Source organism: Myxococcales bacterium (assembly GCA_016703425.1).
Taxonomy (GTDB): Bacteria; Myxococcota_A; Polyangia; order Polyangiales; family Polyangiaceae; genus JADJCA01.
In genome coordinates, this window is record JADJCA010000013.1 from 1 (window position 1) to 14,035 (window position 14,035).

General features: G+C 69.5%; 15 protein-coding genes. 3 read left to right on the forward strand and 12 right to left on the reverse strand.

What is annotated here, in order from left to right:
- The 6 genes from IPG50_24975 to IPG50_25000 all read right to left on the reverse strand — a co-directional run.
- Nucleotides 1–642 (reverse strand): hypothetical protein (locus IPG50_24975; protein ID MBK6695437.1); only part of this gene is annotated, 642 nt, incomplete at its 3' end.
- Between the two features lie 297 nt (nucleotides 643–939).
- Complete coding sequence (locus tag IPG50_24980) at nucleotides 940–2,094, reverse strand: hypothetical protein (protein MBK6695438.1); 1,155 nt, start codon at nucleotides 2,092–2,094, stop codon at nucleotides 940–942.
- 71 nt (nucleotides 2,095–2,165) lie between these two features.
- On the reverse strand, nucleotides 2,166–3,188 hold the full coding sequence (locus tag IPG50_24985) for a hypothetical protein (GenBank protein MBK6695439.1): 1,023 nt from the start codon (nucleotides 3,186–3,188) through the stop codon (nucleotides 2,166–2,168).
- Nucleotides 3,189–3,220: 32 nt separating this feature from the next.
- Nucleotides 3,221–4,129 (reverse strand): hypothetical protein, encoded by a 909-nt coding sequence (locus tag IPG50_24990; GenBank protein ID MBK6695440.1) that lies wholly within the window; start codon nucleotides 4,127–4,129, stop codon nucleotides 3,221–3,223.
- A complete protein-coding gene (locus IPG50_24995) occupies nucleotides 4,126–4,650 on the reverse strand; it encodes a sigma-70 family RNA polymerase sigma factor (GenBank protein MBK6695441.1) in 525 nt (174 codons plus the stop codon). Before IPG50_24995 ends, IPG50_24990 begins: the two co-directional genes overlap by 4 nt.
- Nucleotides 4,651–4,922: 272 nt before the next feature.
- On the reverse strand, nucleotides 4,923–6,122 hold the full coding sequence (locus IPG50_25000; GenBank protein ID MBK6695442.1) for a hypothetical protein: 1,200 nt from the start codon (nucleotides 6,120–6,122) through the stop codon (nucleotides 4,923–4,925).
- Nucleotides 6,123–6,596: 474 nt separating this feature from the next.
- On the opposite strand from IPG50_25000, the gene IPG50_25005 reads away from it, so the two are divergent.
- Nucleotides 6,597–6,920 (forward strand): hypothetical protein, encoded by a 324-nt coding sequence (locus IPG50_25005; GenBank protein ID MBK6695443.1) that lies wholly within the window; start codon nucleotides 6,597–6,599, stop codon nucleotides 6,918–6,920.
- A complete protein-coding gene (locus IPG50_25010; GenBank protein MBK6695444.1) occupies nucleotides 6,889–7,110 on the forward strand; it encodes a hypothetical protein in 222 nt (73 codons plus the stop codon). Before IPG50_25005 ends, IPG50_25010 begins: the two co-directional genes overlap by 32 nt.
- 52 nt (nucleotides 7,111–7,162) lie before the next feature.
- Here IPG50_25010 and IPG50_25015 read toward each other — a convergent pair whose 3' ends face one another.
- The 6 genes from IPG50_25015 to IPG50_25040 are packed head-to-tail and all read right to left on the reverse strand — an operon-like array spanning nucleotide 7,163 to nucleotide 13,410.
- Complete coding sequence (locus IPG50_25015) at nucleotides 7,163–7,645, reverse strand: hypothetical protein (GenBank protein MBK6695445.1); 483 nt, start codon at nucleotides 7,643–7,645, stop codon at nucleotides 7,163–7,165.
- On the reverse strand, nucleotides 7,642–9,147 hold the full coding sequence (locus tag IPG50_25020) for a phytoene dehydrogenase (GenBank protein ID MBK6695446.1): 1,506 nt from the start codon (nucleotides 9,145–9,147) through the stop codon (nucleotides 7,642–7,644). Before IPG50_25020 ends, IPG50_25015 begins: the two co-directional genes overlap by 4 nt.
- Nucleotides 9,148–9,174: 27 nt before the next feature.
- On the reverse strand, nucleotides 9,175–10,458 hold the full coding sequence (locus IPG50_25025; protein MBK6695447.1) for a mechanosensitive ion channel: 1,284 nt from the start codon (nucleotides 10,456–10,458) through the stop codon (nucleotides 9,175–9,177).
- Complete coding sequence (locus IPG50_25030; GenBank protein MBK6695448.1) at nucleotides 10,455–11,123, reverse strand: phosphoribosylglycinamide formyltransferase; 669 nt, start codon at nucleotides 11,121–11,123, stop codon at nucleotides 10,455–10,457. Before IPG50_25030 ends, IPG50_25025 begins: the two co-directional genes overlap by 4 nt.
- Nucleotides 11,120–12,166, reverse strand: a complete 1,047-nt coding sequence (locus IPG50_25035; protein ID MBK6695449.1) for a phosphoribosylformylglycinamidine cyclo-ligase — start codon at nucleotides 12,164–12,166, stop codon at nucleotides 11,120–11,122. The genes IPG50_25030 and IPG50_25035 overlap by 4 nt, the downstream gene beginning before the upstream one ends.
- A 35-nt stretch (nucleotides 12,167–12,201) precedes the next feature.
- The gene (locus IPG50_25040; protein ID MBK6695450.1) at nucleotides 12,202–13,410 is read right to left on the reverse strand and encodes a hypothetical protein; all 1,209 of its coding nucleotides are present in this window, start codon (nucleotides 13,408–13,410) and stop codon (nucleotides 12,202–12,204) included.
- Between the two features lie 69 nt (nucleotides 13,411–13,479).
- On the opposite strand from IPG50_25040, the gene IPG50_25045 reads away from it, so the two are divergent.
- A complete protein-coding gene (locus tag IPG50_25045) occupies nucleotides 13,480–14,028 on the forward strand; it encodes an N-acetyltransferase (GenBank protein ID MBK6695451.1) in 549 nt (182 codons plus the stop codon).
- Nucleotides 14,029–14,035: the final 7 nt, after the last annotated feature.

A 14,035-nucleotide genomic window follows, 5' to 3' on the forward strand; every position in this document is an offset into this window, starting at 1 on the left:
CGAGATGGATAGGCCGTCGAGTGAGATCACGTTCCAGGTGACGCCACCATCGGTCGACTTCGCGACGCCGCTGCTCGTCGCCGCCATCAGGACCTTCGGGTCGCCCACGGGCAGCGAGAGTTTGCGGAAGCCGAAGGTCCCTTCCCAGACCATCGACCACGTCGCGCCCGAGTCGGTGCTCTTGAACAATCGCGGTCCCGCTGCGGCCCACGCGACGCCGGGCGCGCGGGGATCGTAGGCGACGTCAGCGATCTGGCCGCCAACGAGCCCGTCGTTGTACGGCGTGAACCCGCAAGGCGGAGGCGGAGGCGTGCCCGCGTCGGGTCCTGGCGGCGGAGGCGGCGGGACGCTGGCGTCACACTCGCTCGGGGGCGGGGGCGGGGGCGAGCCCGCGTCCTTGCACTTCTTCTTCGGACCGTTGCCGGGCTTCTCCCAGTCGTGCGGCCACTGATCGTCCTTGTCGTCGCACTCATCGTCGTCGTGAGCGACAGGCGCCTTCTTCGAGAAGGCTTGCGCGCTGTCGGTGGACGACTCGTTCGAGCCGCAGCCCGCGGCGGCGCCGAGGCCGACGAGAGCAAGAACCGGCAAAACTCCGTTCAAGACCTGGATGCGCATCGACCCCTCCGCGTTCTGGGAACGCACGTCCGCGCGCCCTGCGAGCGAGCGCGTGAACAGCCACCGGTTCTATCCCGCCAGGGACAAAACGCCAGTCACCATCACGTTACCGAGGCGGGCACATTCCCGCACGCGGCAATCCGTTGATCTTCAGTGCCAATTTCGTGTGTCTGACTTTGACGCACGTGGTTGCTCGCTGGGTCCGGGAGCGGCCTGCGAGGTCTCAGCCTGCCGTCCGGCCGCTCGCGCGACCGAAGACGACATGGAGTGCTTGCATCGAACCCGATCGGCTCACCGACGCGCACGATTGTCGATGGCGGTGGACTACTTCGCGACCTTCATAACCGAACCGCCATGGGTGTTGGTCCAGTACACAGCGTCCTCGTCGAGCGCGAGGGTGGACGGGAACGCCAACTCCGAGACGAGGACCTCCGCCGTTGTCGAGGTGCCATCCTTCCGGACTCGCGCGACGATGCCCTTTCCGGCGGCGCCGCCGAAACAGGTAAAGTACACATGGGTCGCGTCGAGCGCGATGCCCCAGGGAGACGGTTGGTTCGACACCAGCGGCGCGGGTGTCGCAGCGCCGGCAGCCAGCTTGATGACTTCTCCGCCGACGCCCGTCACCCAGTAGATGCCCGAGGCGTCCGCGGCGACCCCGAGCGGCTCTCTTTGGTCGGCCACGATCGTGCGGCGACTGCCGGAGCCGTCCTTGGGCGCGCCGTAAAGAACGCCATCGGCAGCCGTGAAGCCGGGCGGGCCCGCGTCACCCGTGACCAAGGTCCCCCGGGCGCTCCACACAACCTCCCCGCCGGCCGTGGAGATACCCCACGGGTAGTTGCCAGCACTGGCGAGCGCGGGTGCGAGCCCTGCATCGGAAAGGCCCAGGACGGGCACCTTGCGGATCGTCGCCGAGTAGAGGTCGACAAAGAGAACGTCGGTGCCGTCGCGGAGGAGGCTTCCGGGGCTCGCGTTCGTCCTTGTCAGAACCAGCGCGTTGGCGCCGTCTTTGTCGACCCTGCCGACAATGCCGGGCACGCCAACGGTCGTATAGAAGACGTACGAGTCGTCGACGGCTAGGCGCTGCGGCGAGGCAAGACCAGCCACGAGCTGACGCTTGTCGCCACCATCCTTGCGAACCGAATAGACAGCGCCGCTAGTCGTGGCCTCTGCAAAGTAGACGCGCTGCGAATCGACGGCGACGCCGGCAGGCGAAGTTGCCGTGGCGACCAAGACCGCGCTGCACGCTCCGTTGGTGCAAGCTCCTCCGAGGCAGCTCCGAAAACACGCGCCGCAATGAGCCGGGTCGCTGGCTAGATCCTTGTTCGCGCACGCATCCACCGGCGCATCAGACGCTCCATCCGCAACGGATGCGTCGACGGCAGCCTCGTGCGAGACGCTGGCCTCCGGCGACGCCGCTTCGGCGGTCTCCGCCTGGCTCGCGGCGTCGCGACTGTCGTCACGCAGGGAGAGGATGTCCACCTCCGGACCCGCGCAGGCGTACGCAAGCAACCACGAGGCGGCGAGAGCCGACGAGACGACCGGTTTGGCGTTCAAAATGCGGCTCCTGCGCCCAGCGTAGGCGCCACGTAGACGCCCGCGAAGGCGACCGTGTCGACACGCCCAGGCGCGACGACGCGTCCGACCGGTCCCGAGAGGATGATCCCACCCTCGACGCCGCCTTCCACGAAGAGCGCCGACTCCGTCTGAAACAGGAGGCCGAGCGCGCCGTGGGGCGCCGAGAAGACCGACGCCACCGAGTCGGCCGCCGCGCCTCCCACGGTCGACGGAATCCCCTCGAGGCGCGCACTCCCGACGCGCAGGCCAACTCCCCCGCGCACCTTCCACCTGTCGCCAACGAGCGCGAATCCGTGAAGACCACCCGCCACGTCCACCACGCTGGCAGCGACGCCGCCGAGTTCGACTCTCGTGCGCCCTTGAACCGCGCTTAGGTCGAGCGACACACCGAGCCCTAGCCGACGCTCGGTTAGGTCACCGGCATAGCGCAACGTTCCTCCGAACTGGTTGATCTCGCCCACCACGCTCTTGCCCGCAGCGGCAACGCTGAGCGCGTGACGCTTGCGTGGGGTGCCGAGCGTGTTGGCAGGCGCCACCACGGTCGCGACCACGGGGACACGAGCGGCGACAGTCTCGCGCTCGACCTTCGGCGGCGGGGGCCCCGCCGGCTCGACCTTGGGCTCCGGATTGATAGCCGCCTCGGCCCAACTGGCGGCCACGAGCTCGGCGGCCGCGAGCGCCAACGCCCGCGCGCGAGCCGTGGCCGGAAATGCGGACAGGTCCACTTTCCGGAGCAGCGTCTTGCGCGTAAGAGGGTCGTCGACCTGGAGCAACGTTAGCGGCGGCGTGCATGCTACACGGACAAGCGTGACGTCATCCTGGGCGGCCACCACAACGGCACGCAGCTCCAATGCGAGCAGCTTCGCGGTCTCCGCCGCTGCGGCGAAGGGAGCACCGTCGGTGCCGACGCAGGCCTCCGTCGCGAGCGCGACGCGCGGCGACGCAGCGTCTTGCGCAGGTGCTTCGTTCGCGACGAGAACATGACTCGCCGCAAGCACCCCGGCCGCAGACCAACGGGCCCCCCGCCCGTTCACCGAAGGCCCCCGAAGCGCCTCACGCTGTCGAGACGGAGTCCCGCGGGGTAGGTCGCGACGTATTCCTCAGCCCGCGCACGCGCGCGCATGGCATCGCCGGCCAACGACGCGGCCTCCACTTCGCGAGCAAGGGCGTCTTCCGACATGGATCCGTTCTTGTCGAGGGCACGCGCTTCCGCGAAAGCTTCGGCGGCCTCCGCGGGCCGCTTCAAGTCTTGAAGCAGGACGCGACCGAGGGTGAACGCGGCGAGCTGAGCTCGTGAGTCGGAGCGGTGCTCGCGCACGATGCGGCGAAGCGGAGCGAGCGCCTCCTCGGGATGGTTGCTCAGCCTCGCAACGTCGGACGCGAGGAGGAGATCTTGCGCCTCGTCCTTCACGTCCCGGTGATCGACACGGAGGGCCTCATACGCGCGGACAAAGTCCCGTGCGTGCGCGAACGTGCGCCAATCGGTCGTCGAAGCCGCCGACTTCTTCTCAGGGACCTTCTGCGCGACGCGCTCCGCGCTCGGTGCGAGCGTCTCGCCGCCCTTTCCTTGCTCCGCAAGGCCTGCATCCGACGTCGCCTGTCCGAACGGCTCGACGGTTACGGGCGCGCGCGCGACGCGTTCATTGGATCGCAGCGCGGGCAAGGCGGGTGCAGACGAGACCGTCTCGACTGCGGTCGGAGCGGCGACGACGTTCGCGACCCAGCGACGCACGGCCGCCGCTGCGTTCGCGAGACCACCCGTGCCCGCGAGCGTCCCAACGAGCAACACGACGGCAAGTGACGCAACGATGGCGACGCGTCGAGCCTGGTCGCGCCGGCGCTTCCGCCGCCGAAGCCCAAGCGCCACGCGCTGGTCGCGCGCATCGTCCCAAGGCGGGGAGACCCGTACCCCGCGCACCTGATCTTCGAGCTCATTCATTGGGAAAACATCTCCCGGAGTTTAGCCTCGGCAGCGGCGATGCGACGCTTGGCCGTTGCGAGTGAGCAGCCGCACAGACGCGCGACATCCTCGAGCTTCTCCTCCTCGATATGACGAACAATCCACGCGACGCGTTCCTCCGCGGGAATTCGGTCAAGCGCCGCGTACACGCGCGTGAGCAACGCTCGCTGCTCGGGACTCGCGTCGGGCGACGCGACCTCCGCGTAGCTGGGGGCGTCATCGAAGCCCAATACGCCCTTGAGGCGTCGAACTGACAGACGGCGTTTGCATTTTCGGATGGCTACCACGCGGAGCCACCCGCGAATGGCCTGCGCGTCGCGAAGCTGCTGCAGGCCGCGCATCGCGTCGAGAAAGACGTCTTGCACGACGTCGTCCACATCGGAGTCTCGCCCAAGAACGCGATACGCCACCCCGGCGACGAAACGCCCGTGCTCACGGAACGCCTCGTCGAGGGTCAGGGGCGCCTGCGCCCCGGACGCGGCGGCGCTCTCAAGGGCCATGACTGCCACGCTATCCGGGTGACTCCGAATGACAACAACGGCTCACGGCAACGGGCGATTTTCGCAAAGGCCCGGAAATCGTTGCGATCCGCAACGGGCTGGCCTGAGGGCGCCCAACTCCAAACATGGATGCGTCACGACACAATGATCGCGACTCACCATCTTCGCGACGAGCGCCCGCGTGCCCCTTCGCGGCGCACTATCCGGCACGTTCGCGCGGCGGCCCGCCCGCGCCTTCGCGCCTTCGCGCCCGAGTCGCCCGCCCTCCGCTTCTAAAACGCGGCCACGGCGCCCACGTTGGGCCCGAAGGCCACGACCGTGAAGCTGCTCGCGTCGCGATCGACGATGCTCCCGAAGCCCATGCCGACGTCGGCCGTCGCTTCGAGCGCGAAGGACGGACCGAAGACGTGCCGGTAGCCGAAGCGACCGCGCGGCATGAAGAGCGAGAACACGAGGCCCGCCGAGTCGACCTTGTAGCGCTCGTAGGCGAGCCCGACCCCGGCGACGAGCGCGTCCGTCACATACGGGTCGAGGGCGATGCGCCACTCGAGACCGCCGAGGAGTGACAAGCCGCCGAAGGTCGACGCGGTCCCCTGCCCTTGAATCGACGTGTAGCCCACGTCACCGTGAACGGTCATCGACGGGCCCGTCGAGTAGCGAATCGTTCCCGCCACCATGTAGCCGGGGTCGACGCCGCGATTGCTGTTCTCGAAGGCCCAGAAGCGAGGTCCGACGGCGACGCCCAAGACCGGCCCGGTCCCCTTGCGGAGCGCGGAGCCGTTCGACTCGAGCTGGCGCGCCTCGAGCTTCTCGCGCCGATCGAGGACGCGCGCGGCATCGTGCCCGTTCATCTCCTTCGACGGCGCCACGTCGACGCCCGGCCCGCCGCCGCTCGTGTCGCCACCGGCGCTCACGCCGTCGCTGTTGGCCTTGACGCTGAAGCTCGCCCTCGCGCCGCCCTTCTTGAGCGTCGGATCTTCGACGATCTCGGGCTTCTCGTCGGCGGCGGGATCGCCCCGCAACCGCTCCAGGCGATCGCGGATGTCGGGCGCGTCTTGCGCATCGGGCAAGGCCGTGAGGTAGACGCGGTAGTCCTCGATGGCCGGTATGGGATGCCCAAGCTTCTCGTGGCACAGGCCTCGATCGCGCCTCACCGTGGGATCGTTCGACCCCTTGAGCGAAGCGTCGAAGGCATCGAGGGCACCCTTGCAATCGCCTTGCTTCAGCCGGGCGCGCCCGACCTGAATCTGCCTCGAGGCCTCGAGATCGTGGAGCATGACGAGGCGGCCCAAGGCGTTGCCTCGGTTGTCCGTCAGCTCCGGTTTCCCGGACTTCTTCGTTTGCGCGCTCGCATCGCCTGACCAGGCGACGGAGGCCGCCGCAAAGGCCAGGAGCGCCAAGGACGAACGCGTGAGGCGCGACGGGGGACGCAGACCGAGAGACGACCAACCGAGAGACGAAAGGATTCGCATGCAGGGTCGATCGTACGTCGCCGCCCTCCAAGACGACGAATTTTGGGCCGCGACGGGCGGTGGCGGGCGGGTAGCACGGCGGGGGCATGCGGCCGGACGGGGGCGGCCGGGCGGCGGCCGGGCCGGGGCGGGCGGGCCCGCGGGTCGACAAATTAGCATGCTAATTGTCGGCCAATTTCCCTGGAGCCGCGGGCCCTTGGCCGCGGTCCGGACCGGCGGCGCGCGGGCGCGGCCCTGGCCCGCATCCCCGGCCCCGCGGGGCGCGGTCCGTCCCACGCGGCCGGCCAAGGGGTGCTATGCATCATGAACCTTTTCGCCGTGGTCGGTCCCGGCCAAACCGGTCGGAGCCACCATGCGTGCCCTCTCCTCTCATCACCCGCCAAGCGCCTCCGCGGCGCGTGGCTCTCCCCTTCCCCGCCCGGCTCTGCGCCCCGCCCCGTCCTGCGCCTTCGGGCCCACGCGCCCGGAGTCCGCTTGACCGCGGCCGAAGCGCGCCGCGCACTCTTGCGAGACGGCGCGCTCCTCACGGGCGCCACCTGGGCCCGCGGCGTCTGCGACGCGGTGCGCCGCGAAGGTCGTCCAATCGCGGGCGGCTGGCCCGGCACGATGCCCGAGGCCCGCGCTCGCATCCGCGCGTATTTCGAAGCGGAGCTTTCGCGGAAGGGATTCGAGGGGATCTCGGTCGAGGAGGTACAATTCGCGTCGAGCCTCGCGTACCAGCGGGCCAAGCACGACTGGCGTCAGTACGAACCCGATGGAGACGAAGATGAAGAAACAGGGGATTCTGACGAAGATTGAGTCCGCCAAGGACGCCATCGCTGCCGCCGAAACGGATCTCGAGAAGGCCCTTGGTGATCTGCGCCGCTCGCCGCGCGCGGAGAAGACCACTGTGAGCGAGGTCATCGAGAGCGCGTTCCAAAAGCTCCGCGCCTCGCGGCTCGATCTGGCGGATCTCGAGGAGATCCTCACGAAAGAGAAAGACGACTGACGGCCCACCGCCCTGCCCTGAGGCGCTAGCGCTCGAACTCAGGCGCGACGCCCTACCGAGCCGCGCGACGAAGGCGAACCAGCGCGTCGTCGCATTTCCCGAGCGCGTCTTGCCCCTCGCGCAAGAGCCTCAAGCTCTCGTCGAGCTTTCCGAACAGCGCTCCCGCCGCGGCGCTCTCTTTGTCGACGCGGCCGGCCTTCACGTCGGCGAGGCCGCGCTCCGCCTCGGCCTTGCGCTCCATCGCGGCAGCCGTCTTCTCCGCAAACTCGAGGCACTGGGCCTTCGCGTCGCACGTCGCCTTCGCGCCACACGGCACCGAGACCAAGAGCGGCAAGAGCTCGCCCTTCTTCTCGTTCGGCGCCGCGCGCAATTGCTCCACGGCGCGCGACAAGAGGTCTGCCTCTTCCCGATCGCGCGATGGGCAACCGCCGAGCGCGACAGGGAGCCCGAGCAGCAACGTTAGCGCGAGGGGGCGCGCGCCGAGCAGCCGCGCGGCCTGGCGCGGCTCCGCGAGCTTGTTCCACGTCCGCTTCATCGAAGCTCGATCTTGCTCCACATCTCGCGCCGCATCTTCTCCTTGCGACGGTCGGTGCGGGTGATGATTCGCGCCACGCTCCACGCCGACAAGAGCTCGCCCTCTTGCCCGAGCGCAGGGAGCACGCTCGCGCCCACGACGAACGCGTTGCCAACGGGCACGCGCACGTCGTCGCCCGCGAGATCGAGGAGCCGTGATGGACTCACGTCGTAGAGCGGCGCCATGGGCTCGGCCGACGACACGCCGCCGCTGTTGCGAAGGAGCACGCGCTCCACGTCCTTGCGGGTGCCGCCGCGAAAGTCCCACAGCGGTCGGCCGTCGTGCACCGAATCGACGACGAGCAAGTGCCGCGTCAAAAACGGCAAGTGGTCCTCGAGGACCGCGAGGAGCCGCTCACGCATGACGTCGGCAGGCCACGGCTTGCTCACGAGCGTCTCGACGACGAGCAGTGAGGTGTCGTCGTCGTCGAAGCGCTGCAGGTGAAGCGGCGCGTCGGGCGGCGCCGGCAGCACGAAGGCCTCGCGTCCGAGCGGCGCCGGCAGCGCCTCCTTTCGGACCAGGAGCGACAAGACGAAGCGATGCTCCGTCGCCGTGACGCGCGGCATCGCATCGAGGGCGCGACGCGACGGCTCGCAGTCGGGCGCGAGGCTGAGGAGGTCGGCCGAGGTCGATTCGCCGACGACGAACTGCACACCGAAGGTGCCGCCGCCGATGAGCTCGACGCCCGCGACGCGGCTGCCCTTCGTGACGACCTTGGACACCTGCTCCTGCAAGAGCAGCTCGCCACCGTGAGCGCGGACGCGATCGCGAAACAGCTCCAGCGCCTCGTCTTCGCCGTTCGGAAGCTCCACGAGCTCGCGCGTCCACGCGCCGAAGAGCCGCGCGAACGCGAACGGCGAGAGCGCGCCGCTCGTGGCTCGATGGCTCGCGAAGCGAGGCGGCGCCTCGAGGATGCGCCGGAGCGCGTGATCTTTGGGCAGCTCGGCGACGAGCGCCTCGGCGCCGCCCTCTTGGGACAGGCTCGCCACGAAGCGCGCGGTCTCGCGGCGCTCCCAAAAGCCGCCCGGCGGCCAGACGGCGTCTTCGCGAAACGCCGCGTCGCCGGCCGCTTGCGTTCGCGTGATCTCAGCGGCCACCTCGAGCGCGATGCGCCGCGCCGCGGGAAACTCACGCTCAATCTCGCGCGAGAGCTCCGCCGGATCGGTGGGGAGATCCATCCGCAGCTCGGGCGTCAAGACTTGCACGCTGGGCAAAGCGCGCGCGCGCCGTTGAAACGTCTGACTCTGGGCGATCTCCGACAGGATCCGCGAGAGCACCGGCGAGCCGCCGGCGAGCAAGGAAAACGGTCGCCGCCCCAGCGAGAGCCCGTCGTAGCCGTAGCGCCAGGGCCGGTGACCGTTCCCCACCACGACGACGCGCCACGAGCGGCGCGCCAAGAGCGCCGCCGCCGCAAGGGCCGCGACCCCTCCTCCCAACACGGCGACGTCGTAGTGCTTCGACATAGGTCAGGTCGGCGGTCAGCTCGGCGCTCAGGTCGCCGATGAGGTCGCCGCTGAGGTCGGCGAGGGCGAGCCGGGGCGACGCGGCGCGACCGACCCCTCGGGCGACGCGTGCGCTTGCGGCGGAATCGCCGCGCGGCTGCCGTCGCGCAGGCTCGTGTAGTGCGGCGAGCAGATCTCCACGCCCTCGGCGAAGAACGAGTCTTGGATCGCCTGGCAGAGGCGCGCCTCCACGAGGTGAAGCTCGCGGCTGTTCTTCGAGAACGCGCAGATCTCGTAGGTCACGTAAAAGTCGCCGAGGGCGCGCTGCAGCACGTAGGGCGCCGGCGTGGTCTCGATGCCGTCTGTCGACCGAGCAGCGCGAAGCAAGAGCTCGTGGACCTTTCGCCAAGGCGTCTCGTAGCCGATGGTGATCCGCGTCGAGATCTGCACGCCGGCCTCGCGGGCGTAGCGCGAGAAGTTCGTGACCGCGCTCTGCTGGACGATGGAGTTGGGGATCACGATCTCCTCGTCCTTGATGGTCCGTAGGCGCGTCGTAAAGGCTCCGAGGGCGACCACGTCGCCGACGGTCTCGCCGATTTTGATGCGATCGCCTGGACGAAAGACCCGCGCGTACATGAGCACCAGCCCAGCGAGCAGGTTGCCCGCGGCGCTGCCGGACCCGAGCGACACGAGAACGCCCACGGCGAGGCCGATGCCCTGGAAGGCCCGCGAGTGGCTGCCGGGCAGGTACGGCGCGCCCATCACGAGAGCCAAGAGCCAGATCGCGATGGTCACGAGCCGACGCGTCGGCTCCACGGCGTCGGCGTCGAGCCAGGAGAGCTCGATGTCGCCCTCCGTCACGGCGTCGGCGAAGACGTGGGTCATGCGCGTCGCGAAGCGCGCGACGGCGACGATGACGACGAGCATCATCAGATGCGGAATGAAGTCGACGGCCGCCGTGCCGACGGTCTCAAAGGCCGACACGAGCGGTGCGACGACCAGTCCGAAGAGACGACGCGAGGGGTCGAGGATGATCGTGACGCTGGCGAGCCACAGGTAAACGACGCCCAGCGAGACGGCGACGCGGACGACGCCGAGGAGGGTGCGCACGGCGCGGTACAGAATATCGGCGGAGCGCTCCACGAGGCCGCCGCCGCGGCGGTGGAGGGCGCGCTGAAAGAAGCTCGCGAGCCGATCGCGGGCGCGGCCGAGGCGGCGGAGCGCGTAGCCGAGCAGCGCCGTCAGCACCACGACGCCGACGATGCGCGCGGCCCAGATCGCGAGGACCGTCGGGTTCTGCGCGAGGCTCTCCCAGAGCGCGCGCGGGTTCATCGCTCGGAGGTCCCGCTGCTGTTGGCGCGGGCGCTCGCGCCCGGGTTCGATGGCGGGCGAACGAACACGACGGGGCGCGGGCTTCGCGCTTCAACGTAGACGCGATCGTCGGCGAGCCACTGGAGGACCTCCGGCAAGAGGGCGTGCTCCTCGCGCAAGATGCGCTCCTTGAGCGTCGCCTCGGTGTCGTCGGGCGCCACGAAGACCGCGCGCTGGGCGATGATGGGCCCCGTGTCCATGCCGTCGTCGACGAAGTGCACCGTGCAACCGGCCACGCGAACGCCGTATTCGAGCGCCTGGCGCTGCGCGTGAACGCCAGGAAAGGCCGGCAAGAGCGACGGATGGATGTTCACGACGCGGCGCGGAAACGCGTCGAGCAAGACCCGCGTCACGACCCGCATGAAGCCCGCGAGGACGACGCAATCGACGCCGTGCTCCTTCAAGGTTCGCACGAGCTCGGCGTCGAACTCCTCGCGGTTCGCGAAGGCTCGATGATCGACGACGGCCGTCGGGACGTTCGCTCGCTCGGCGCGCTCGAGGCCGTAGGCCGTCGCCACGTTCGACACGACCACGGCGACCTTCGCCGAGAGGCGACCCGTCGCCGTCGCGTCGAGGATCGCCGCGAGGTTCGTGCCGCTCCCGGAGACGAGGACGCCGAGCTTCAAAAGATCACCCTCGCCTCGAACTCGGTGTCGGCCTCGACCGAGCAGATCTCGCCGAGCACGAAGGGAGCCTCGCCCTGTTCGCGAAGGAGCTGCGTGGCGCGGGCGGCGTCGCCCATGGGCACCACGACCACGTACCCGACGCCCAGGTTGAAGGTGCGGCGGAGCTCCTCTTCGGCGACGGGGCCGCGGCGCGCGATGAGGTCGATGATGGGAGGGCGCTTCCACGACGAGGTGAGCTTGAGCCCCAGGCCGTGCGGCAGGACGCGCGGCACGTTGCCGGGCAGGCCGCCGCCGGTGATGTGCGCCATGGCGCGAACGTCGACGTCGCTCGCCTCGGCCACGAGGGGAAGAATGCACTTCGCATAGAGCTTCGTGGGCGTGAGGAGCGCCTCGGCCACGGTCTTGCCCAAGAGCTCGTCGGGCTTGTCGGTGAGGGCGAGACCCGCGGCGTCGACGGCGCGCCGTGCGAGCGAGTAGCCGTTGGAGTGAAGGCCGCTCGACGGGAGCGCGAGGGCCACGTCGCCCGGCGAGACACGCTTGCCATCGACGATGCGTGCCTTCTCGACGACGCCGACCACGAAGCCGGCGAGATCGTATTCACCGTCGGCGTACATGCCCGGCAGCTCCGCCGTCTCTCCGCCCAAGAGCGCGCAGCCCGACGCGAGGCACGCGTCAGCAATGCCTCGAATCACGCTCTCGGCGACCCCAACGTCGAGCTTTCCGGTGCCGAAGTAGTCCAAGAAGAAGAGCGGCCGCGCGCCGCACGTGAGCACATCGTTGACGCACATGCCGACGAGGTCGAAGCCGATGGTGTCGTGCACGCCTGTCTGGAAGGCGATCTTCAGCTTCGTGCCGACGCCGTCGGTGCCGCTCACGAGGATGGGCTCTTTGAGGCCGGCCGGCAGGCCGCAGAGGCCGGCAAATCCCCCGACGTCGCCCAGCACCTCGGGGATACGGGTCTTCTTGGCGAGAGGCCCGATGCGATCAACGAGCCGATCGCCAGCGTCGATGTCTACGCCCGCGTCTTTGTAGGTGAGGGCCATGGGCGAGCGACGCTAGCGCAAGTTGACGAGGGCTACTACGGCTCCACGACCTTCTGGAGCTTCACGCCGACCGGGACGGCGCGGACCTCGCGTGTGCCGTCGCCGGCCTGGCCCTGGTCGTTCTTTCCCCAACAGCGAATGCGCTTGTCGGAGGCGCGCACGCAGGTGAACCCCTCGCCGAGCTTCACGTCGGCGAGCGCAAAGGGCTGCTCCGGCACCGCCGTGATGCCTTGGCCGGCGAAGCCGGCGACGCGGTGAGGCGTCGTGCGATCGTCGCTGGTGCCGTCGGCCATCTGGCTGTGGTTGTTCTGGCCCCAGCAGCGCACCGAGGCGTCGACGCCGAAGGAGCAGCTATGGCTGTCGCCCGCGGCGACGCCCTTTTGCTCCGATAGGTTGGCGACGGGCGTCGCGATCGGGTGGCGGACCTTCGTGCCATCGCCGAGCTGGCCGTGGTCGTTTTTTCCCCAACAGCGAACGGCACCGTCGCTGACGAGGGCGCAACTGTGCGCGCCCCCCGCGGCCACGCGCTTGGCGCCCTGCACCTGCGCGACGCTGACGGGACTCGCGCTGTCTTTCGTGGTGCCGTCGCCGAGCTGGCCCTCGTGGTTTCGACCCCAGCAGCGCACCGACGTGTCTGTCAGCACGGCGCACGTGTGCTCCTTGCCGGCCGAGAGCCAGACCACGCCCCAAAGGCCGCTGACCTCGACGACGCCCGGCAATCGATTGGTGTGACCGGCGCCGAGCTGACCGCGATCGTTGTTGCCGAAGCAACGCACGGTGCCTTGCTCGAGGCGCACGCAGCCGTGGCTCTCGCCGAGCGCGATCTGCTCCACGTCTTTGAGGCTGCTGACATCGATGGGCACCGGCTCGTCACCGCGCGAGGTGGCGCGCCGCACGCTCCCCCAACACTCGACGCCGCGCTCCTGCGTGCGGGCGCACGTCATCGTGCCGCCGGCCTCGAGATCCGTGTAACGCTCCGTCGTGCCGCGCAACCGAACCGGCGTCGGGTGCGGCTCACGCGTCGTCTCGCCGAGTTGCCCCATGTCGTTGGCGCCCCAGCAGCGAACGCCCTTGTTGATCATGAGCGCGCAGGCGTGGCGAGCGCCGACGGCCAGAGAGAGCGTCTCGTCGTCGATGATCTTCTTCTTGCGGCAGCCCGTCGCCGCGAGCGCGCACAGAGCGATCGAGCCGCCGACGAACCAGCGCGGAACAAGGCGACCCGTGAAGCGCGAGCGTGAGGCCATAACGTGCGGCAGCATACCGCGAGGCGGCGAGATCGATGCACGAGACCGAGTCAGCGTATGCTGCCGCCCATGAGCCCTGGTGCCCCGAGGCGGAAGAAGGCAGGCGCGCCGCCACGGATCGCCGCCACCGCCACCGTCGAAGAGGGCGCTACGCTCGAGCCCGACACCGTCGTCGGTGTCTTCTGCCACGTCGCCAAAGGGGCCCACGTGGGCGCGGGCTCGCGCATCCAGAGCCACACCGCCGTCTGGGCCGGTGTGACGCTCGAGGCCGACGTGTTCGTCGGGCCGAGCGTCACCTTCACCAACGTGCGTCATCCGCGAGCCGACTTCATGCGCGCCGGCACCGCGCGGAGCGCCTCCGGCTGGGACGAGACGGTCGTCGAGGCGGGCGCCTCGCTCGGGGCAGGCTCGATCCTCGTAGCCCCCGTGCGCGTCGGCGCGCGCGCCATGGTCGGCGCCGGCGCTGTCGTCACGCGCGACGTGCCGTCGCACGCCATCGTCGTGGGCAATCCGGCGCGCGTCGTCGGCTGGGCCTGCACCTGCGGCGAGACCGTCTCGCGCGGCGACACGGCCCAAAGCGTCACCTGCTGGAGCTGCGGCCGAGACTTCCCTTCTTAGCTCGCCT

Bases quoted from the DNA above. Each gene is read 5' to 3' on its own strand.
- IPG50_25015 (MBK6695445.1), bottom strand. From the start codon at position 7,645: ATGAAGCGGACGTGGAACAAGCTCGCGGAGCCGCGCCAGGCCGCGCGG.
- IPG50_24990 (MBK6695440.1), bottom strand. From the start codon at position 4,129: ATGAATGAGCTCGAAGATCAGGTGCGCGGGGTACGGGTCTCCCCGCCT.
- IPG50_25000 (MBK6695442.1), bottom strand. From the start codon at position 6,122: ATGCGAATCCTTTCGTCTCTCGGTTGGTCGTCTCTCGGTCTGCGTCCC.
- IPG50_24995 (MBK6695441.1), bottom strand. From the start codon at position 4,650: ATGGCCCTTGAGAGCGCCGCCGCGTCCGGGGCGCAGGCGCCCCTGACC.
- IPG50_25020 (MBK6695446.1), bottom strand. From the start codon at position 9,147: ATGTCGAAGCACTACGACGTCGCCGTGTTGGGAGGAGGGGTCGCGGCC.
- IPG50_25010 (MBK6695444.1), top strand. From the start codon at position 6,889: ATGAAGAAACAGGGGATTCTGACGAAGATTGAGTCCGCCAAGGACGCC.
- IPG50_25035 (MBK6695449.1), bottom strand. From the start codon at position 12,166: ATGGCCCTCACCTACAAAGACGCGGGCGTAGACATCGACGCTGGCGAT.
- IPG50_25045 (MBK6695451.1), top strand. From the start codon at position 13,480: ATGAGCCCTGGTGCCCCGAGGCGGAAGAAGGCAGGCGCGCCGCCACGG.
- IPG50_25040 (MBK6695450.1), bottom strand. From the start codon at position 13,410: ATGGCCTCACGCTCGCGCTTCACGGGTCGCCTTGTTCCGCGCTGGTTC.
- IPG50_25025 (MBK6695447.1), bottom strand. From the start codon at position 10,458: ATGAACCCGCGCGCGCTCTGGGAGAGCCTCGCGCAGAACCCGACGGTC.